Raw genomic sequence first — 18,725 nt, forward strand, 5'->3', positions numbered from 1 at the left:
CTCAGCCTCCCTGGACAGCGGTGACGAGGTCCACGGCCGCACCGTCCCGCGGCACCGTGGCGTCCCAGGCCGAGCGCGGCACCACGTGGCGGTCCACGGCCACGGCCACACCGAGGCGGCCGCCGTCGGCCGCGGTGCCGTCAACGGCGACCTCGCGGCCGATGGTCTCGGCCACGAGCTGCCGCAACGTGGTGCCGGCGGGGACCTCAGCGGACTTCCCGTTGAGGGTCAGGGTCAGGGTGCTCATGCGTGTGCGCTCCTTGCGTCGGACTGGCAGGTGGTCGGGGCGTGGGCCGAGGTGCCGTCGAACCGGGCGGGGTCCGCGGCGGCCAGGGTGGCGGCCAGAGCCGGATCGATCTGCGGCAGGACGCCGCCGGCGTGCTCGGCGAGCGCGCACCCGGCCTCGGCGGCCCAGGGAGCCAGCAGGATGCCGTGGCGGTGGTAGCCGGTGGACACCACGATCCGCGGTGCGTGCGGGAGGGCGCCGAGGCAGGGGCGGTCGTCCGGGGTGCCGGGGCGCGCGGCCGTGTGCACCTGGTGCAGCTCGCAGTCCCGCAGGGCGGGCACCAGGGTGCAGGCGTCCTGCAGCAGGTCCAGCACGCCGCCGGCACGGGTGCCGGCCAGCCGGTCCTCCCGGGCGGTGGCGCCGACCACCAGCGTGCCGTCCGCCCGTGGCACGAGGTACACCTGCCGGCCGTGGACGAGCCCGCGGACGGTGCGGTCGAGCAGGTGGTCCTCGCCCGGCAGCAGCTGGTCGGCCGGCGCACGCAGGCGCAGCACGTCCCCGTGGACCGGGCGCAGCGGCAGCGGGGTCGCGGTGGGGTCCCCGGCGATCAGACCGTGCCCCAGCCCGGCGGCCAGGACCGCGACGTCGGCCGTGGCCTCCGCCTCGCCGGCCGCCTCGGGGCGCCGGCCGGCATCGGCCGTGGGGACGGACTCGCCTGGCGCGTCGCCCTGCACCCCGCCGTCACCGGCCGAACGGATCCGGACTCGCACGTGCTCCTCCTCCTGCACCGCCTCGGTCACCTGTCCGGCGGTGAGTCGAGCCGACGGCCCAGGCAGGACGTCGCAGGCGGGGCGGATCAGGGCACGCAGCAGGGTCGCGGCGAGCGCCCGCGGGTCCACCTGGTGGTCGTCCGGAGCGTCCCAGCCGCCGGCGAGTCCCGGGGCGAGGGCGGGTGAGGCCGAGCGCAGGGCGCGGGCCGTGACGGGGGTGAGGCGGCCGTCGTCGGGACCGGTGCGGGCGAGCAGGTGGGCCCAGGCGTCCCGGTCGGCGGCGTCCGCGGCGACGATCCATGAACCCTCGGTGCGATGCCCGGTGGAGCCGGCGCCGGCGGCGGTGAGCAGCTCGATCAGTGCCGGCCAGCCGGCCCAAGCCCGGCGCAGCAGCGGGCCGAGGGCGTCCTGGCCGTGCTGGGTCTCGGCCACCGGGGCGAGCATTCCGGCGGCGGCGTGTGTGGCCCCGGCGACTCTCAGCCGGGATGGGTCCGGAGCCGGCCCGGCGAGGACAGCGGCGAGTTCGGGGGCCACGAGCTGGACGGCGTGCCCGGCGGCACGCAGGCCCACGGCGGTGGTCAGGCCGATGATCCCGGCACCGGCGACGAGGACACGCATCCCCTCGGTCTCCTCCCCACGGCGGCATGATCCGCATCGAGTCAGATGGTCGGCCTGCCGCGGGAAGCCCGGTGGGGCGGTCCCGGCCGTGTGGCCCTCTCAGCCCGGCGGTCTCGGCCCGGGCTCCCATGGAACGGCACCCAGTCTGCCACAGTGGTGTCATGGCCCATACCGATCCCGCTGCGTTGCGTGACCGCCTCGCCGACGCCCGCCTGTACCTGTGCACGGATCTGGCCCGGTTCCTGGACGCCGGAGGCGGGCTGGAGAAGGACCGCTTCTCCACGTTCTGCCGCGCGGTGTTCACCGGCGGAGTGGACATCCTGCAGGTGCGGGACAAACAGGTGCCCGTGGCGGTGGAGCTGCAGGCGCTGGCCCTGGTGCGCGAGGCCGCCGAGGCCCACAGCGCCCTGGTGGCCGCCAATGACCGCGCGGACGTGGCGCGGCTGGCCGGCGTGGACGTCTTCCATGTGGGTCAGACGGACCTGACCACGCAGCAGGCCCGTGCCGTGCTCGGCCCGGACGTGGTGCTGGGCCGGTCCTGTCACACCCCGGAGCAGGTGGACGCCGCTCTGGCCGACGAGGGGCTGGACTACTTCTGCACCGGTCCGATCTGGCCGACCCCCACCAAGCCCGGCCGCCCCGCCGTGGGGCTCCGCCTGCCGCAGCACGCCGCGGCCCGAAGCACGCAGATCGCCGCCGGCGGCGGGAAGCCGTCCCCGTTCTTCGCCATCGGCGGCATCGATGTGCCACAGGTGCCCCAGGTGCGCGCGGCCGGAGCCGAGCGGATCGTGGTGGTCCGCGCGATCACCCAGGCCGAGGACCCGGAGGCTGCGGCACGGGCGCTGCGCCAGGCGATGGTGTAGTGTTGTCGAGTCCGCCGCGTCCTGGTGACGCGCGCCGACCCCCGCCTCCGTAGCTCAGGGGATAGAGCGTTGGTTTCCGGTACCAAAGGCCGCAGGTTCGATTCCTGCCGGGGGCACTCACCGACGTCGAGCCGGGTCCACGCAGCGATGCGCGGACCCGGCTCCTCTCGTTCTCAGCGCCGCCCGCGCTCCCGCCAGCCGTGGTCCACGGGACCGTGCCAGCCGGGCAGCTCCGCTCTGCCGACCGCGAGCGCCTCACCCCGGCCCATCGCCTCGGCCAGCCACGGCTTGGCCTGCCGCAGCGCCTGTTCCCAGTCGAGCCGGGCGCCGGCGAGCGTGGCCAGCGCGGAGGCCAGGGTGCAGCCGGTCCCGTGCGTGGACCGCACGCGCTGCCAGGGCCCCGTCACGACGACGGCGTCCTCCCCCGGCACGACCAGCGCGTCCGGCACGCCGGCCGGATGCTCGTCCGGGTCCAGATGGCCGCCCTTGACCAGCACGGTCACCGCGTGCCGTGCCGCCAGCTCTCCGGCGGCCTCCATGGCACTCTCCCAGTCCGGCAGCCTCTCCCCGGTGAGGATCTCCAGCTCCGGCAGGTTCGGTGTCACCAGGTCGGCGGCGTCCAACAGCCGCACCCACGCGGCGGCGTCCACGGCGGTGAGGCTGTCCCCGCTGCTGGCGACCATCACCGGATCCAGCACCACCGGGGCCGCGCAACCCTCCAGCCACGCGGAGACCACCTCCATCACCGCCGGCGAGCCGAGCATGCCGACCTTCACGGCATCCACCGCGATGTCCGAGCCGACCGCATCCAGCTGGTCCTGCACCACCTCCGGCGGCAGCGGGTGCACCGCCTGCACACCCTGCGTGTTCTGCGCCGTCACGGCCGTCACCACGGTCATCCCGTAGCCGCCCCAGGCCGCGATCGTCTTCACGTCGGCCTGGATCCCGGCGCCGCCGCCGCTGTCCGATCCTGCGATGCTCAGCACCCGCGGCACCGCCTGTGCGCGCGCTGCGGCTGGCACGCCTGCTGCGGCCGCTGCAGGGGCGCCCGTCTCCTCCGTCATCTGCCTGTCTCCCTCCGTCGTCGCCACGCACCCTAACCGGTGAGATGAGACGCGCGCCACGGACTGTGCTAGCGTCCAGGGCACCCCCACGGGAGTCCCACGGCACGGGACTGAGATCGGGCTGATGCCGCCTGACAACCGTCTGAACCTGTCCGGATCATGCCGGCGAAGGAAGAAGGAGAGTGATGGCGCATGTCCGCGCCCGAGAACTACCGCACCCACCGTCTCGCCCACCTCGAGGACGCCGAGCACGGCATCCGCGTCCCCGTCACCGAGATCACCCAGGACGACTCCCCGGACGGCACCCCGAACGAGCCCCTGCGGGTCTACCGCACGATGGGTCCGGGCTGCGACCCGGCGCAGGGCCTGCCGCCACAGCGCGAGGACTGGATCCGCGACCGCGGTGACGTGGAGGAGTACACCGGCCGCGAGCGCGACCTGCTCGACGACGGCCGCTCGGCCGTGCGCCGCGGCGCCGCCTCGCAGGAGTGGGCCGGCGAGCGCCGTGCCCCGCTGCGCGCCAAGGAGGGCGCGTGCGTCACGCAGATGCACTACGCCCGCCGCGGCGAGATCACCCCGGAGATGCGCTTCGTCGCCCTGCGTGAGGGCGTGGACGTGGAGCTGGTGCGCTCCGAGGTCGCGGCCGGCCGCGCCATCATCCCGGCGAACGTGAACCACCCCGAGTCCGAGCCGATGATCATCGGCAAGGCGTTCGCCGTGAAGGTCAACGCGAACATCGGCAACTCGGCGGTGACCAGCTCGATCGCCGAGGAGGTCTCGAAGCTGCAGTGGGCCACCCGCTGGGGCGCAGACACCGTGATGGACCTGTCCACGGGCGACGACATCCACACCACCCGCGAGTGGATCCTGCGCAACTCCCCGGTGCCGATCGGCACCGTGCCGATCTACCAGGCGCTCGAGAAGGTCGGCGGGGACCACCAGGCCCTGACCTGGGAGGTCTTCCGGGACACCGTGATCGAGCAGTGCGAGCAGGGCGTGGACTACATGACCGTCCACGCCGGCGTGCTGCTGCGCCACGTGCCGCTGTCCGCAGACCGCGTGACGGGCATCGTCTCCCGCGGCGGCTCCATCATGGCCGGCTGGTGCCTGGGCCACCACAAGGAGAACTTCCTCTACGAGAACTTCGACGAGCTCTGCGAGATCTTCGCGCGCTACGACGTCGCGTTCTCCCTGGGCGACGGCCTGCGGCCGGGCTCCGTGGCGGACGCCAACGACGCCGCCCAGTTCGCCGAACTCGACACGCTCGCCGAGTTGACGGAGCGGGCGTGGGCGCACGACGTGCAGGTGATGGTGGAGGGCCCCGGCCACATCCCGCTGCACCTGGTGCGGGAGAACGTGGAGCGCCAGCAGGAGCTCTGCCACGGGGCGCCGTTCTACACGCTCGGCCCCCTCGTCACGGACATCGCCCCGGCGTACGACCACATCACCTCCGCCATCGGCGCCACCGAGATCGCCCGCTACGGCACCGCGATGCTCTGCTACGTCACGCCGAAGGAGCACCTGGGCCTGCCGAACCGGGACGACGTGAAGACCGGTGTGATCACCTACAAGATCGCCGCGCACGCCGCGGACGTGGCCAAGGGTCACCCCGGCGCCCGGGACCGGGACGACGCGCTGTCCAAGGCGCGCTTCGAGTTCCGCTGGCGCGATCAGTTCGGGCTGTCCCTGGATCCGCAGCTGGCCGAGGAGTTCCATGACGAGACCCTCCCGGCCGAACCGGCGAAGACCGCGCACTTCTGCTCCATGTGCGGGCCGAAGTTCTGCTCCATGCGGATCAGCCAGGACATCCGCTCCGAGTTCGGCGGAGCCGACGAGCAGGCGCGCATCGCCGCGGAGGGCATGGCCGCCAAGGCCGCGGAGTTCAGGGCCGCCGGTGGCAGCGTCTACCTGCCCGAGCCCACCGTGCGCACCGCGGCCGACGCCTGAGCCGCGAGTCCGGCTCCGGGCCGGCGGTACAGTCCTGCGCGGCCGCCGCCCTCCTGACGCGCGACGACGGCCGGTGGCCTTCTGCGGAAGGCGACCGGCCGGCGTCGTTCTCCGGGGCCGCCGCCTCTGACCCGGCTCAGTACAGCAGGTGGGCCATGCCCACGATCACCGGCAGGCAGATCACGGTGCGCAGCAGGAAGATCGAGACCAGGTGGTGGAAGCGGACGGGGATGGCCGAGCCCAGCAGCAGGCCACCGACCTCGGACATGTAGATCAGCTGGGACACGGACAGGGCGCCGATGACGAACCGGGTCATCTCCGCGGTGACGTCCGAGACGATGACCGCCGGCAGGAGCATGTCCGCGAAGCCGATGAACAGGGCCTGCGAGGCCGCCTCGGCCTCCGGGACGCCCATGAGCTCCAACACCGGGATGAACGGGGCGCCGAGCCAGGTGAACAGCGGGGTGTGCTCGGCGACCAGCACGGCGGCGGTGCCGATGGCCATGATCACCGGCAGGATGCCCAGCCACATCTCCAGCACGTTCGAGGCAGCGGTGCGGGCGACCTCCCGCACCCCCACCTCGTCCGCGCGGCGGCGGGCGGCGTGCCAGGCACGGGACAGCGGCGGGCGCGGGTCGGAGGCGGCGGTGTCGTCCTCGTTCTCGACCTGCGGGGCGCCGGGGAAGCGCTCGTCCGGGAACAGGGACAGCGGAGGGATGCGGGGCATGATGACGGCGGCCACCAGGCCGGCCACCACGATCGTCAGGTAGAACGGGCCGAACATGTGCTGCAGGGACAGCTGGCCGACGATCACGATGGTGAAGGTCACCGAGACCACGTTGAAGGTGGTGCCCAGCACGGCGGCCTCACGGCGGGTGAAGTGGCCGGCCTGGTACTGCTGGCCGGTCATCAGCACGCCGATGGAGCCGTCGCCGAGCCAGGCGGCCAGGGAGGAGACCGAGGCGCGGCCCGGCACCGTGAACAGCGGGCGCATGACCTTGCGCATCAGTGCGCCGGCGAACTCGAGCAGGCCGAAGTCCAGCAGCAGCGGCAGCAGCAGGCCGGCGATGAGGAACACGGTGACCATCAGGGTCACCAGATCCATGATCAGCCCGCCGGTGTCCTCGCCCACGAGCGCCTCCGGCCCGATCCGCAGGGCGGTCATGACCCCGAGCACGAGGCCCACCACGCGGACGACGGTCCACACGGGGCCGACGTCGAACAGGGACCTCACCATGGGCCGGGCGCTCAGGTCCGGCTTCGTCAGCGCGACCACCAGGACGCCGAGCACGGAGACGGCCATCACGGCCACCGCGATCCACGGCCGCGCCGGGGCCAGCACGTCCTGCAGAGCGCCTGCGATCAGCGCGATCGGGATGGACACCCCGTCCTCGCCGGCCGGCAGCGGCACCACGAACAGGGCCAGGCCGATCAGGGACGGGACGAGGAACCAGGCCGCCGAGCGGCGGTGGGACCCGACGGCCGACGCGGCCGCGGTGCGGGTCTCGGTCATGGAGTGCTCTCCCCTCGTCGTCGGGGCCGTTCCCCGCTCAGACACCCGGCCCACGGTATCCACCGTGAGTTGACCCACAAAATCACCGGGGCAGGGTCCGCCTGCCGCCCGGCCGAAGGCGAGGGAGCCGCCGTCGGGAGCGCGAGGGACCCGGTCGGTGCGTCCCGTCTCACACGAACCTCTCCCCCAGGCGTTACGGTGACCGCATGACCTCCTCCGCCGCCACCGAGCCCGCCCACGACGACGGCCGCTTCCATCGGCAGCTGCGGCCCACCGGGCCGCTGGGCATCGCCGGAGCGGTGGCCGTGGTGCTGTCCCTGATCGGCTTCTCCGACCTCATCGGGTTGGTCTACCCGGCGCTGGGCTACGCCGGCATGGTGATCATCGTGCTGGTCCTCGCGCGCTGGGCCATGGCCCGGAAGGACGCGGCGGACGTAGCCTGAACCCATGAGCACCCTCGCCGCCCGCGGCGCGAACATCGACGCCCTCGTCAAGGCCACCTCCATCGCGTGGGAGGACTGGACCGCCCGGCTGGACGCCGCCGGCGGGAAGGAGCTGGACCACCGCGGACTGGCGGAGCACGCCCTCGCCGCCATCCGGGAGCAGGGCGGCTGCTCCAACCCGGAGTGGTGGGCACAGGGGATCGCCGTGGCCTACGAGCAGCACATCGGACGCCGGCTGCCCGGCCAGCGCAAGGACGGCACCTTCGACGCCAACGTCTCCCGCACCGTGGCCGGCACCATGGACGAGGCGCTGGAGCGGGTGGTCGAGGTCTTCCCGGCGGTGCTGGCCGAGGACGGCGCCGCCTGGACGCTGGAGGGCGAACCGCGCACCTCCGCCACCGAGAAGTGGCGCTACTGGCGCGCCGACTTCACCGACGGCACCTCCGTGGCCGTGACGATCAACGACAAGAAGGTCGCCGAGGGCGCCGCACCCAAGGCCGCTGTGGCCCTCGGCCACGCCAGGCTCCCGTCCTCGGAGGCCGTCACCGAGGCCAAGGCCTTCTGGAAGGGCGTCCTCGGGCGGCTCTGAGCGGATGTCTCGAAAGGACGGCTCCGGCGGCGCCCTACGGTGGTGCCATGGACTGCGTGATCGGCGACGACGGCCTCGCCCGCCCACCCTGGGCGACGGCGGACGAGATGCTCCGCGAGTACTACGACACCGAATGGGGCCTGCCCGTCACGGACGAGGCCGGCCTCTACGAGCGCCTGAGCCTGGAGGCGTTCCAGTCCGGGCTGAGCTGGCGCACCGTGCTGGCCAAGCGCCCGGCCTTCCGTGAGGCCTTCGCCAGCTTCGACCCGGAGGCCGTGGCCGCGTTCGGCCCGGAGCGGGTCCGGGCCCTGCTCGCCGATCCGGGGATCATCCGGAACCGGCTGAAGGTCGCCGCGGCGATCGCCAACGCGCAGGCCACGCTGGCGATCCGGGACGAGGAGTTCGCCCCGCTGCATCCGGGCTCTCCCGGGGCGGGACACGGCTGGGACGGGGCGGGCGACCGTCCGCACCGTGGCCTGCCCGGACTGGTCTGGGCCCACCAGCCCGCGCAGACGCCCGCCCCGGCACGCATGGACGAGGTGCCCTCGACCTCGGCGGAATCGCGCGCCCTGGCGAAGGCCCTGAAGCGGCACGGGTTCCGGTTCGTCGGACCCACCACCTGCTTCGCCCTCATGGAGGCGGTGGGCGTGGTGGACACCCACCTGCTCGGCTCCTGGCGAAGGGGAACGTCGGGCATCTGGACCGACTGACCGCCCGGACGATTGGATGGAGGGGAACGACGTTCCCGACTATCGACAGCGAAGGAGTCACCGACGTGACCGCACCCTCCACCGCCGACCGCGGCTACCGCACCCAGAACCCCGCCACCGGTGAGCTGGTCCGCGAGTACCCGACCGCCACCGACGCCGAGGTGGCCCAGGCCCTCGACGCCGCCCAGGCCGCCTTCGAACAGTGGTCCTCCCGGCCGCTGTCCGAGCGCGCCGCGATCGTCAAGCGCGCCTCCGAGCTGCTCGCCGAGCGTGCCAAGGACATCGCCGCCGTCGTGACCAAGGAGATGGGCAAACGCCTCGGCGAGGCCATCGGCGAGGTCCGTTTCTCCGCCCAGATCTTCGGCTACTACGCCGACAATGCGGCGACGCTGCTGGCGCACCAGGAGATCACCGACTTCGACGGCGGCACCGCGTACATCGAGAAGCTTCCGCTCGGTCCGATCCTCGGCATCATGCCGTGGAACTACCCGATCTACCAGGTCGCCCGCTTCGCCGCCCCGAACCTCGTGCTCGGCAACACCGTGCTGCTCAAGCACGCCGAGATCACCCCGGAGTGTGCCCAGCTGCTGCAGGATCTGCTGGACGAGGCGGGCCTGCCGGCCGGCGTGTACCAGAACCTCTTCGCCTCGCATGACCAGGTGTCCACGATCATCGCGGACCCGCGCGTGCAGGGCGTCTCCCTCACCGGCTCCGAGCGCGCCGGCGCGGCCGTGGCCGAACAGGCCGGCCGCCACCTGAAGAAGTGCGTGCTCGAGCTCGGCGGCTCCGACCCGTACATCGTGCTCTCCGCCGCGGACGCCCGCGAGGCGGCCCGCGAGGCGCTGCAGCGCCGCATGGGCAACTGGGGCCAGGCCTGCAACTCCAACAAGCGCATGATCGTCATGGAGGACCTCTACGAGGACTTCGTGGACGAGCTCGTCACCCAGGTCAAGGCCCTCAGGCCGGGCGACCCGACCGGCCGCGAGACCGACATCTACGGCCCGCTGTCCTCCGAGGCCGCGGCCTACGGCCTCGCGAAGCAGATCGCCGACGCCCGCGCCGGCGGCGCCACCGTCCACGTGGGCGGCGAGCGCGTCGAGGGCCCGGCCGGCGGCGGCTTCTACCTCTCCCCGGCTGTCATCACCGATGTGGACGAGGACAACGCCGCCTACCGCGACGAGCTCTTCGGCCCGGCCTGCGTGGTCTACAAGGTCTCCTCCGCGGACGAGGCCGTGGACCTGGCCAACGACTCCGCCTTCGGCCTCGGCTCCGCCGTGTACTCCACGGACACCGAGCAGGCGAAGCAGGTCGCCTCCCGCCTGCACGTCGGCATGGCCAACGTGAACATGGACGCCGCCATGGGCGCCCAGATGCCGTTCGGCGGCGTGAAGCGCTCCGGTTTCGGCCGCGAGCTCGGCCCGCTCGGCATCGACGAGTTCGCCAACAAGCGTCTCTACGCCGTGAAGGGCTGACGCCGCGGACAGACGAAGGGCCCCGCCGGATCGGAATCCGGCGGGGCCCTTCGTGTGCGTCAGGCGATCAGACGGTCGGAGCGGCGCTGGAGCCGCCCTCGGCCGTGGTGGCCTTCAGGTCGGCGGCAGTCACCTCGTTGCCGGCGACGATGTCGATGGCGCCGGTGAACTCGCGGTTGATCTCCTCGTTCACCTGGCGGGAGCGCTGGGTGAACAGGGACACCACCACACCGAGGATCAGAGCGGTCAGGAAGCCGGGGACGATCTCGTAGAGGCCGAACCACTCCCAGGTCTTCTCATCGGCCTTGGACCAGAACCAGGCGACGGCGGCACCGGAGACCACGGCGGCCATGGCGCCCCAGGAGGTGAACTTCTCCCAGTACAGCGCCAGGAGGATCACCGGGCCGAAGGCGGCGCCGAAGCCGGCCCAGGCGAAGGACACGAGCTCGAGCACGGAGGCCTCCGGGTTCAGGGCCAGGATGCCGGCGATCACGGCGACGATCAGCACGCCGATGCGGCCGAGCCACAGGCCGGTGTTCGGGGACGGGTCCTTGCCGGCCACCTTGTAGAGGTCCTCCACCAGGGCGGAGGAGCACACGATCAGCTGCGAGGAGATCGTGGACATGATGGCGGCCAGGACGGCGGCCAACACCAGGCCGGCGACGAACGGGTGGAACAGGATCGCGGCCAGGACCAGGAACACGGTCTCCGTGTCATCCAGGGTGGTGCCGGGGTTGGCCTGGAAGTAGGCGATGCCCACCAGCGCCACCATCACGGCACCGAAGACGGACAGGGCCATCCAGCTGACGCCGACGCGACGGCCGGTGGTGGCATCCTGCGGGGTGCGCAGCGCCATGAAGCGGACGATGATGTGCGGCTGTCCGAAGTAGCCCAGGCCCCAGGCCACGGAGGACAGGACGCCGATCAGGGTGGCGTTCTTGAACAGGGACAGGTGGTCGACCATCACGCCCTCGGCGTTGGGCTGGGCGTCCACGGCGCGGATGCCCTCGACCACGGCGTTCCAGCCGCCCATGTCCACGATCACGAAGATCGGCACCAGGAGCAGGGAGACGAACATCAGCAGGCCCTGGGCGACGTCGGTCAGGGAGGCGCCGAGGAAGCCGCCGAACAGGGTGTAGAGCACGGTGATGCCGGCGACCACGAGCATGCCGGTGAGGTAGTTGATCTCCAGGCCCTCGGCATAGAAGGAGTTCGGGCCGAAGGTGGACTCCACGAACTTGCCACCGGCCACCATGCCGGAGGAGACGTAGAAGGTGAAGAACACGAGGATGATCAGGCCGGAGACGATCCGCAGGATGTGAGTGCGGTCCTTGAAGCGGTTCTCCAGGAAGGACGGGATGGTGATCGAGTCGCCGGACACCTCCGTGTAGGAGCGCAGTCGCGGGGCGACGACCTTCCAGTTCACCCAGGCGCCGACGGTGAGGCCGATGGCCATCCAGCCTTCAACGAGACCGGAGGCGTAGATCGCACCCGGCAGGCCCATCAGCAGCCAGCCGGACATGTCCGAGGCACCGGCGGAGAGCGCCGCGACGGACGGCTTCATGTTGCGCCCGGCGAGCATGTAGTCGTCAAGGTCGGTGTTCTGGCGAGCCGCGTACAGGCCGATGAAGATCATCGCCGTGAAATACAGCAGAATCGCCGCTATCAGGAAGACGGTGTTCAAGTCCATGATTCCACCGTTGCACAATCAGCCACTCATCCCCAATGGAACCCCAGGTCAGAGCGAGATTCAGGGAGTATGGAGACTGGTCACAGCAGGGGTTTGTGAGATGGAACACAGTCGGCTGCCTTCGAGGCTGCCACGTAGACTGTGCGACGTCATGACGCACCCCACCACTTCTTCCCCCGCCGTCGGCGCGCGCCCGGTCACCTTCCCCGAGCACCTCCCGGTCGCGGCCCGGCGGGAGGAGATCATGGAGGCGATCGCCGAGCACCAGGTGGTGATCGTCGCCGGCGAGACCGGCTCCGGCAAGACCACCCAGCTGCCCAAGATGTGCCTGGCCCTCGGCCTGGACGAGCACGGGACGATCGGCCACACCCAGCCGCGCCGCATCGCGGCCCGCTCCGTGGCCGAGCGCATCGCCGAGGAGCTGCAGGAGCCCATTGGCCAGACCGTCGGCTACCAGGTCCGCTTCACCTCGGCCACCTCCGCGGACACCCGCGTGAAGGTCATGACGGACGGCATCCTGCTCGCCGAGATCCCCCACGACCCACTGCTGCAGCGGTACTCCGTGATCATCATCGACGAGGCCCACGAGCGCAGCCTGAACATCGACTTCCTGCTCGGCTACCTCAAGCAGATCCTGCCGCAGCGCCCGGACCTGAAGCTCATCGTCACCTCCGCGACCATCGACCCCGAGTCCTTCGCCCGCCACTTCGGCCGTCCCGCCACGGAGCAGGACGATCCGGATCAGACCGTCGAGGTCCAGGAGGGGGCCGTCGTCGTGCCCGCCCCGGTGATCGAGGTCTCCGGACGCACCTACCCGGTTCAGATCCGCTATCGGCCGCTGGCGGCCGAGCCCTCCCCGGACGACGAGTACGACGACGCGGACGACGCCGCCGAGACCCGGGACCCCGTGGACGCGATCGGCGACGCCGTGCTGGAGCTGGCCGACGAGCCGGACGGGGACATCCTGGTGTTCCTTCCCGGCGAGCGCGAGATCCGCGACGCCGCCGACGCCCTCCAGTCCGTGGTGGCCCGGCACGCCACGCTCGCCGGCACCGAGATCCTGCCGCTCTACGGCCGCCTGTCCATGGCCGAGCAGCACCGTGTGTTCTCCCGGGCGGGCAAGGGCGTGCGGCGCCGGATCGTGCTGGCCACCAACGTGGCGGAGACGTCCCTGACCGTGCCGGGCATCAAGTACGTCATCGACACCGGCACCGCCCGCATCTCCCGGTACTCGAACCGCACGAAGGTCCAGCGTCTGCCGATCGAGCGCGTCTCCCAGGCCTCTGCGAACCAGCGTTCGGGACGTTCCGGCCGCACCTCGGACGGCATCGCGATCCGCCTGTACTCGGAGGAGGACTTCCTCTCCCGCCCCGAGTTCACAGACCCGGAGATCCTGCGCACCTCCCTGGCCTCGGTGATCCTGCAGATGCTCTCGCTCGGGGTGGCCACCACCCCCGGCGAGGTGCGGGACTTCCCGTTCCTGCAGTCCCCGGACGGACGGCAGGTCTCCGACGGCGCCACCGCCCTCACCGAACTCGGTGCCCTGAACACCGGTCAGCCGGTCACCCTGAGGAACGGGCGGACCCGCGCCTTCCCGGCCGGGACCATCACCCCGCTCGGCCGCCGCCTGGCCCGCCTGCCCGTGGACCCGCGCCTGGGCCGCATGATCCTGGAGGCCGGCGAGCGCGGCTGCGTCCGCGAGGTCATGGTGGTGACCGCCTTCCTCACCCTCCAGGACCCGCGCGAGCGCCCCGCCGAGAAGCGAGAGCAGGCGGACGAGCTGCACGGCCGCTTCGCGGACGCGCACTCGGACTTCACGGCGATCCTCAACCTCTGGGCCTATCTGCGTGAGCAGCAGAAGGAGCTCTCCGGCAACGCGTTCCGCCGCCTGTGCCGCACCGAGCACATCAACTACCTGCGCGTGCGCGAGTGGCAGGACCTGGTCCAACAGCTGCGCCAGCTCGCCCAGCAGGTGGGCGTGTCCGTGCAGGCCGGCCCCGTGGACCCGGTGGGCCAGCACGAACCCGTGCACAAGGCGCTGCTGTCCGGGCTGCTCTCCCAGATCGGCTCCTACGACGAGCGGCGCCGGGAGTACGCCGGACCGCGCGGCACCCGGTTCGCCGTGTTCCCCGGCTCCGCCCTGTTCAAGAAACGCCACCCGCTGGTGATGGCCGCCGAGCTGGTGGAGACCTCCCGGCTCTGGGCCCGCACCGTGGCGCGGATCGAGCCGGAGTGGGCAGAGGAGGTCGGCGCCGGGCTGGTCAAGCGCAGCTACTCCGAGCCGCACTGGTCCCGCCGCCAGGGCTCCGTGGTGGCGCAGGAGAAGGTCACGCTGCTCGGGGTGACGCTGGTGCAGGACCGCATGGTGCGCTTCGGCCGGATCGACCCGGTGCTGTCCCGCGAGCTGTTCCTCCGCCGCGCCCTGGTGGAGGGCGACTGGAAGACCCGTCACCACTTCTTCGCCCGCAACCGGAAGGCCCTGGCCGAGGTGGACGAGCTCGAGGCCCGCCTGCGCCGCCGGGACCTGCGCGTCTCGGACGAGGACCTCTTCGCCTTCTACGACGAGCGCGTGCCCGCGAACGTGGTCTCCGAGCGGCACTTCGACACCTGGTGGAAGAAGCAGCGCCACAAGACCCCGGACCTGCTGGACTTCGACCCCGCCCAGCTGATGACCACCGCGGCCGAGGAACTGGACCAGGACGCATTCCCCACCACCTTCATGCACCCGCTGCCCGGCGGGGACGCGCTCGAACTGGACCTGGACTACACCTTCGACCCCACCGGAGCCTCCGGCACCGACGGCATCACGGTCACCCTGGACGTGCTGGTGCTGAACCAGATGGACCCGGAGCGCTTCGCCTGGCTCGTGCCCGGCCTGCGAGCCGAGCTCATCACCGCCCTGATCAAGGCGCTGCCCAAGGCCACCCGCAAGCACCTGGTCCCGGCCCCGGACGTGGCCCGCGAGCTCGCCGCCGCCCTGGAGTCCGACGCGGACCCGCGCACCGAGTCCCTGCCGGAGGCGCTGTCCACGGCGGTGAGACGGCTGCGCGGGCAGATCGTGGAGCCCGGCGCCTGGCGCCTGGACGCCGTGCCGGACCACCTGCGCATGGACTACCGGATCGTGGACCACCGCGGCGCCGTGGTGGGCGCCGGTCAGGACCTGGCCGACCTGCAGACCCGCCTGGCCACGGCCAACCGCTCGGCCATCGCCGCACGCCTGTCCGGCAAGGACACCGCCGCCCCCACGCCCGGAGCCGGTCAGAGCAAGGGCCGGCGGGGACGGGGCACGGCGGGCCCAGGCACCCGGGAGGGGGCCGTCGTCGGGAAGGACGGGCGCGATGCCCAGGGCTCGGCGGCCGCCTTCCAGGAGCTGCACGGGCTGACGTCCTGGTCGTTCGGGACGCTCGAGCGGAAGGTGTCCACCGCTTCGGCCCCGGGCGGGCCGCGGATCACCGGCTATCCCACGCTCGTGCCGGAGCCGGGCCCGAGGGGTTCCCCGGCCGCCGGGCTGACGGTGGCGCGTTCCCGGGAGGATCAGGCCGTCTGGCACCGTGCCGGCGTGATCCAGCTGTTGCTGGCCACCCTGCCCTCACCGCAGCGCTACGTGATGGACCACCTGGACAACCGGGAGAAGCTGACCTTCACCCAGAACCCCCACGGCTCCGTGGACTCGCTGGTGGCGGACTGCACGACGGCGGCGGTGGACCGGCTCGTCGGGGACGAGCTGCCCTTCTCCGAGGCCGAGTTCCGGGCCCTGTTCGACCGCGTCCGCGCCGAGCTGATCGACACGGTCTTCGCGGTGACATCCCTGGTGGAGCGGGTGCTCTCCGGGGCCGCGGCGGTGCGCCGCCGTCTCAAGGGGTCCGTGTCCCTGGCGATGGCCCCGGCCCTGTCCGACGTGAAGGCGCACCTGGACCAGCTCGTCTTCGACGGCTTCGTGGCCGCCACCGGCTGGCAGCAGCTGCAGCACCTGCCCCGGTACATCGCCGGCATCGAGGCGCGGCTGGCCAAGCTGGACGCCGGCGGCCACCTGCAGCGCGACGGCCAGCACATGGCGATCGTCCAGGGACTCGAGGACGACTTCGACGCCGCCGTGGAGGCGCACCGGAGCCGATACCCGGACACCCCACTGCCGGCGGATCTGGACGCGGTGCGCTGGCTGCTCGAGGAGCTGCGGGTGTCCTTCTTCGCCCAGGAGCTCAACACCGCCGTGTCCGTGTCCGAGAAGCGCGTGCGCCAGGCGCTGAACCGGGCGAAGGGTGCCTGAGCGGCTGAGGCGGGCCCGAGTGCCCCGTCCTGTCCGTGAACGACGACGGCCGCCCACCTCTCGCGGTGGGCGGACGTCGGTGGCCTCGACTGGTGCGTTCCTGGTCGTCCGTCCTCAGGATCCCGACGTTCTCCCGCACGAAAGCCGGGGAGGACGCGACCGTTTCACGAACGAAAGTGTCAGTGTGGTGGTGCATCTCAGGTCTGGGGGACGCGCTCGCCGTGGCCGGCGTCGCGCAAGGCGGCACGGATCTTCTCCGCGGCCTCGTCCAGGTCCGCCTGGTCCGGGTTCTGGTCCTTCCGGTCCAGGTCGAAGTCCCGCAGCGAGTTGGAGGGCCACACGTGCACGTGCAGGTGCGGGACCTCATAGCCGGCCACCATGAGGCCGGCGCGGGCGGCTCCGAAGGCCTCCACCTGCGCCTTGCCGATGGTGTGGGCCACGCCCATCACATGCGCCACCGTCTCCGGGTCTGCGTCCGTCCAGCGGTCGACCTCGTCGACGGGGACCACGAGGACGTGTCCGGGCTGCAGCGGCGCGACGTCCAGGAAGGCGACGCAGGTCTCGTCCCTCCACACGAAGCGGCCGGGGATCTCTCCGTTGATGATGCGGGTGAAGATCGTGGCGGACATGAGGTGTCTCCTTCGACGTCGTCGGGTGTCTCGATCTGTGCGGTCATGCTCCGGGGCCGGCGTGCTCCGTCCGGTCCGTCAGCGGCTCCGAGGTGCGAGGCTGCCGACGGCAGAGCCGTCAGGCACGGAACCGGCAGGCTCCGGGCCGGTGGCCACGGGTCGGTGCGGGTCGTTGCACCAAGCAGACCACGAGCCGGGGAACAGCGCCACCCCGTGCAGGCCGGCGGCCGCCATGGCCATCACCTGGTGCGCGGCCGTCACCCCGGACCCGCAGTACACGGCCACCGGGGCGTCCTCGTCCACCCCGGCGGTGACGGCGGCGAAGCGCTCGGCGAGGTCCTCCTGGGGAAGGAGGCGGCCGTCGTCGTCCAGGTTGCCGGTGGTCGGCAGGTTCACGGCGCGAGGGATGTGCCCGGCCGCCGGGTCCAGCGGCTCGGTCTCGCCGCGATACCGTTCCGGCGCGCGGGCGTCCAGCAGCAGGCCCGCCTCGGCGATCGCCTCGGCGCCGTCCGCATCCACCACCGGCATGCGACCCCAGGAGGCGCAGGCGGAGCCGGGGGCCGGGATGACCTCGCCGGCCTGCAGGGCCAGGCCCGCCTCCCGCCAGGCGGCCAGGCCGCCGTCGAGCACCAGGCAGGAGCGGATGCCGGCATGGCGCAGCAGCCACCATGCGCGGGCGGCGGAGGTGCCGCCGCAGTCGTCGTAGACCACCACGGTGTCACCGTCGTCCACACCCCAGCGCTGCACGGTCTCGGCGAAGTCGGCCGGCGTCGGCAGCGGGTGGCGGCCGTCCTGCGGGCTGCCGTGGCCGGCCAGGTCACCGTCCATGGAGACGTACACGGCTCCGGGGAGGTGGCCGCGCAGGTAGGCGGCGTGGTCCGCGCCCCCGGCCGCAACGGACCAGCGCACGTCCAGCAGCACGACGCCCCGGCCACCCTCCGGGCCGTCCCCGGAGGCGAAGGCGGGAGAGGCCGCACGCGCCGGAGGGGTGCCGCCCGGGATCTCGTGGCCCAGCCACGCCGCCAACGTCTCCACGCTCACGAGCAGGGGCGGGCCCGCCGGGTCTGCGGGGGCGGCCGACTCGACGACGGTGTGCGATCTGCTCTGGCTGTCCACGGCTCCCACTCTAGTCCCGGCCTCCGGTCCACGGCAGGGCCTGTGCACAACCCCGGCAGCCACGGATTGCTAGGCTGACAGGCAGGGATCGGCGCCGTCCACCTGTTGTGTCCGGCACAGCCGCCGGTCCCCCGATGCACCGATGTGAGCCTGTAGGAGGCAGACACCGTGACCACCACCGGCCCCCAGGGCACCGCGCCCCGCGGACGCACCACCCGTCAGAAGGTGGCCGTGGACCGCGCCCTGGGGGAACTCGACGACTTCGTCTCCGCCCAGGAGCTGCACCAGCACCTCAAGGACGCCGGGGACCGCGTCTCCTTGGCCACCGTGTACCGCACCCTCCAGCAGCAGCTGGACGAGGGCCGCGTGGACGTGCTGCGCCGCGAGGACGGCGAGTCCGTCTACCGCCGTTGCGTCGCCGACGAGCACCACCACCACCTGGTCTGCCGCCGCTGCTGGAAGACCGTGGAGATCACCGCCCCGGACGTGGAGGAGTGGGCACAGCGGGTCGCCCGGGACCACGGGTACACCGAGCCGTCCCACACCCTGGAGGTCACCGGTCTCTGTGCGGAGTGCTCCGCCTCCTGACGGTGCGTCGACTGAAGGTGCTTCGGCTGAAGGTGCGTCGGCTGTAGGGGCTTCGGCCCGTCTTCCCCTGCAGAGCGGGGCGTAAGCCTGGCGCGTACTGGTGAGGACACACCCTCTCGCGCGTACTGGTGAGGACACACCGTCTCAGGCTACTCCGCGGCGGACGATGAGGGCGTGTCCTCACCAGTTGGCGACGACGGACGGGACCAGTTCGCGACGA

The 18,725-nt window shown here is 72.1% G+C and carries 15 protein-coding genes, 1 tRNA gene and 1 riboswitch; of the genes, 9 read left to right on the forward strand and 7 right to left on the reverse strand.

Annotated features, from left to right (window positions below; translation table 11 throughout):
- Nucleotide 1: 1 nt before the first annotated feature.
- Together thiS and HMPREF2863_RS10190 are read right to left on the reverse strand one after the other, a co-directional pair.
- Nucleotides 2–247: a sulfur carrier protein ThiS gene (thiS, locus tag HMPREF2863_RS10185; RefSeq protein WP_067189167.1), complete on the reverse strand. Its 246-nt coding sequence runs from the start codon at nucleotides 245–247 to the stop codon at nucleotides 2–4.
- Nucleotides 244–1,614: an FAD-dependent oxidoreductase gene (locus tag HMPREF2863_RS10190; RefSeq protein WP_070639817.1), complete on the reverse strand. Its 1,371-nt coding sequence runs from the start codon at nucleotides 1,612–1,614 to the stop codon at nucleotides 244–246. The genes thiS and HMPREF2863_RS10190 overlap by 4 nt, the downstream gene beginning before the upstream one ends.
- Nucleotides 1,615–1,775: 161 nt before the next feature.
- Here HMPREF2863_RS10190 and thiE point away from each other — a divergent pair, with 161 nt between their 5' ends.
- Nucleotides 1,776–2,477, forward strand: coding sequence for a thiamine phosphate synthase (gene thiE, locus HMPREF2863_RS10195; RefSeq protein ID WP_070639819.1), 702 nt, complete (start codon nucleotides 1,776–1,778; stop codon nucleotides 2,475–2,477).
- Nucleotides 2,478–2,520: 43 nt separating this feature from the next.
- Nucleotides 2,521–2,593 (forward strand) — tRNA-Arg (locus HMPREF2863_RS10200).
- A 57-nt stretch (nucleotides 2,594–2,650) separates the two neighbouring features.
- On the opposite strand, the gene thiD is transcribed toward HMPREF2863_RS10200, so the two are convergent.
- Nucleotides 2,651–3,463 carry a bifunctional hydroxymethylpyrimidine kinase/phosphomethylpyrimidine kinase gene (gene thiD, locus HMPREF2863_RS10205; protein ID WP_246828878.1) on the reverse strand — a complete coding sequence of 271 codons (813 nt, stop codon included), beginning with the start codon at nucleotides 3,461–3,463 and terminating at the stop codon, nucleotides 2,651–2,653.
- 156 nt (nucleotides 3,464–3,619) lie between these two features.
- Nucleotides 3,620–3,732, forward strand: a riboswitch (TPP riboswitch).
- A 1-nt stretch (nucleotide 3,733) separates the two neighbouring features.
- Between thiD and thiC the strand changes: the two genes are divergently transcribed.
- Nucleotides 3,734–5,488: a phosphomethylpyrimidine synthase ThiC gene (gene thiC, locus HMPREF2863_RS10210; protein ID WP_067189164.1), complete on the forward strand. Its 1,755-nt coding sequence runs from the start codon at nucleotides 3,734–3,736 to the stop codon at nucleotides 5,486–5,488.
- Between the two features lie 136 nt (nucleotides 5,489–5,624).
- On the opposite strand, the gene HMPREF2863_RS10215 is transcribed toward thiC, so the two are convergent.
- Nucleotides 5,625–7,001 carry a YjiH family protein gene (locus HMPREF2863_RS10215; RefSeq protein WP_070639821.1) on the reverse strand — a complete coding sequence of 459 codons (1,377 nt, stop codon included), beginning with the start codon at nucleotides 6,999–7,001 and terminating at the stop codon, nucleotides 5,625–5,627.
- Between the two features lie 206 nt (nucleotides 7,002–7,207).
- On the opposite strand from HMPREF2863_RS10215, the gene HMPREF2863_RS10220 reads away from it, so the two are divergent.
- The 4 genes from HMPREF2863_RS10220 (at nucleotide 7,208) to HMPREF2863_RS10235 (ending at nucleotide 10,215) form a co-directional block, all read left to right on the forward strand.
- Nucleotides 7,208–7,444: a hypothetical protein gene (locus tag HMPREF2863_RS10220; RefSeq protein WP_070639824.1), complete on the forward strand. Its 237-nt coding sequence runs from the start codon at nucleotides 7,208–7,210 to the stop codon at nucleotides 7,442–7,444.
- A 4-nt stretch (nucleotides 7,445–7,448) separates the two neighbouring features.
- Entirely contained in the window at nucleotides 7,449–8,033 is a 585-nt protein-coding gene (locus tag HMPREF2863_RS10225; RefSeq protein ID WP_070639828.1) for a hypothetical protein, read from the forward strand.
- Nucleotides 8,034–8,080: 47 nt separating this feature from the next.
- Entirely contained in the window at nucleotides 8,081–8,743 is a 663-nt protein-coding gene (locus tag HMPREF2863_RS10230; RefSeq protein WP_070639831.1) for a DNA-3-methyladenine glycosylase I, read from the forward strand.
- Between the two features lie 65 nt (nucleotides 8,744–8,808).
- On the forward strand, nucleotides 8,809–10,215 hold the full coding sequence (locus tag HMPREF2863_RS10235; RefSeq protein ID WP_067189156.1) for an NAD-dependent succinate-semialdehyde dehydrogenase: 1,407 nt from the start codon (nucleotides 8,809–8,811) through the stop codon (nucleotides 10,213–10,215).
- A gap of 67 nt (nucleotides 10,216–10,282) precedes the next feature.
- Here the strand turns inward: HMPREF2863_RS10235 and putP are convergent, their stop codons facing one another.
- Nucleotides 10,283–11,905, reverse strand: coding sequence for a sodium/proline symporter PutP (gene putP / locus HMPREF2863_RS10240; RefSeq protein ID WP_067189154.1), 1,623 nt, complete (start codon nucleotides 11,903–11,905; stop codon nucleotides 10,283–10,285).
- Nucleotides 11,906–12,056: 151 nt separating this feature from the next.
- Here putP and hrpA point away from each other — a divergent pair, with 151 nt between their 5' ends.
- Nucleotides 12,057–16,172, forward strand: coding sequence for an ATP-dependent RNA helicase HrpA (gene hrpA / locus HMPREF2863_RS10245; RefSeq protein ID WP_067189152.1), 4,116 nt, complete (start codon nucleotides 12,057–12,059; stop codon nucleotides 16,170–16,172).
- A 197-nt stretch (nucleotides 16,173–16,369) separates the two neighbouring features.
- On the opposite strand, the gene HMPREF2863_RS10250 is transcribed toward hrpA, so the two are convergent.
- Both HMPREF2863_RS10250 and HMPREF2863_RS10255 read right to left on the reverse strand, forming a co-directional pair.
- Nucleotides 16,370–16,801, reverse strand: coding sequence for an HIT family protein (locus HMPREF2863_RS10250; RefSeq protein ID WP_067189139.1), 432 nt, complete (start codon nucleotides 16,799–16,801; stop codon nucleotides 16,370–16,372).
- A gap of 78 nt (nucleotides 16,802–16,879) precedes the next feature.
- Nucleotides 16,880–17,722 (reverse strand): sulfurtransferase, encoded by an 843-nt coding sequence (locus HMPREF2863_RS10255; protein ID WP_245232042.1) that lies wholly within the window; start codon nucleotides 17,720–17,722, stop codon nucleotides 16,880–16,882.
- 363 nt (nucleotides 17,723–18,085) lie between these two features.
- Between HMPREF2863_RS10255 and HMPREF2863_RS10260 the strand changes: the two genes are divergently transcribed.
- Nucleotides 18,086–18,505 (forward strand): Fur family transcriptional regulator, encoded by a 420-nt coding sequence (locus HMPREF2863_RS10260; RefSeq protein WP_070639834.1) that lies wholly within the window; start codon nucleotides 18,086–18,088, stop codon nucleotides 18,503–18,505.
- Nucleotides 18,506–18,725: the final 220 nt, after the last annotated feature.

Origin of the sequence: Micrococcus sp. HMSC067E09 (genome assembly GCF_001812555.1) — a bacterium.
Lineage (GTDB): Bacteria > Actinomycetota > Actinomycetes > Actinomycetales > Micrococcaceae > Micrococcus > Micrococcus lylae.

What these genes read in the sequence shown, in the direction of transcription:
- thiS (WP_067189167.1), bottom strand. Translation starts at nt 247, where the DNA reads ATGAGCACCCTGACCCTGACCCTCAACGGGAAGTCCGCTGAGGTCCCC.
- HMPREF2863_RS10190 (WP_070639817.1), bottom strand. Translation starts at nt 1,614, where the DNA reads ATGCGTGTCCTCGTCGCCGGTGCCGGGATCATCGGCCTGACCACCGCC.
- thiE (WP_070639819.1), top strand. Translation starts at nt 1,776, where the DNA reads ATGGCCCATACCGATCCCGCTGCGTTGCGTGACCGCCTCGCCGACGCC.
- thiC (WP_067189164.1), top strand. Translation starts at nt 3,734, where the DNA reads ATGTCCGCGCCCGAGAACTACCGCACCCACCGTCTCGCCCACCTCGAG.
- HMPREF2863_RS10215 (WP_070639821.1), bottom strand. Translation starts at nt 7,001, where the DNA reads ATGACCGAGACCCGCACCGCGGCCGCGTCGGCCGTCGGGTCCCACCGC.
- HMPREF2863_RS10220 (WP_070639824.1), top strand. Translation starts at nt 7,208, where the DNA reads ATGACCTCCTCCGCCGCCACCGAGCCCGCCCACGACGACGGCCGCTTC.
- HMPREF2863_RS10225 (WP_070639828.1), top strand. Translation starts at nt 7,449, where the DNA reads ATGAGCACCCTCGCCGCCCGCGGCGCGAACATCGACGCCCTCGTCAAG.
- HMPREF2863_RS10230 (WP_070639831.1), top strand. Translation starts at nt 8,081, where the DNA reads ATGGACTGCGTGATCGGCGACGACGGCCTCGCCCGCCCACCCTGGGCG.
- putP (WP_067189154.1), bottom strand. Translation starts at nt 11,905, where the DNA reads ATGGACTTGAACACCGTCTTCCTGATAGCGGCGATTCTGCTGTATTTC.
- hrpA (WP_067189152.1), top strand. Translation starts at nt 12,057, where the DNA reads ATGACGCACCCCACCACTTCTTCCCCCGCCGTCGGCGCGCGCCCGGTC.
- HMPREF2863_RS10250 (WP_067189139.1), bottom strand. Translation starts at nt 16,801, where the DNA reads ATGTCCGCCACGATCTTCACCCGCATCATCAACGGAGAGATCCCCGGC.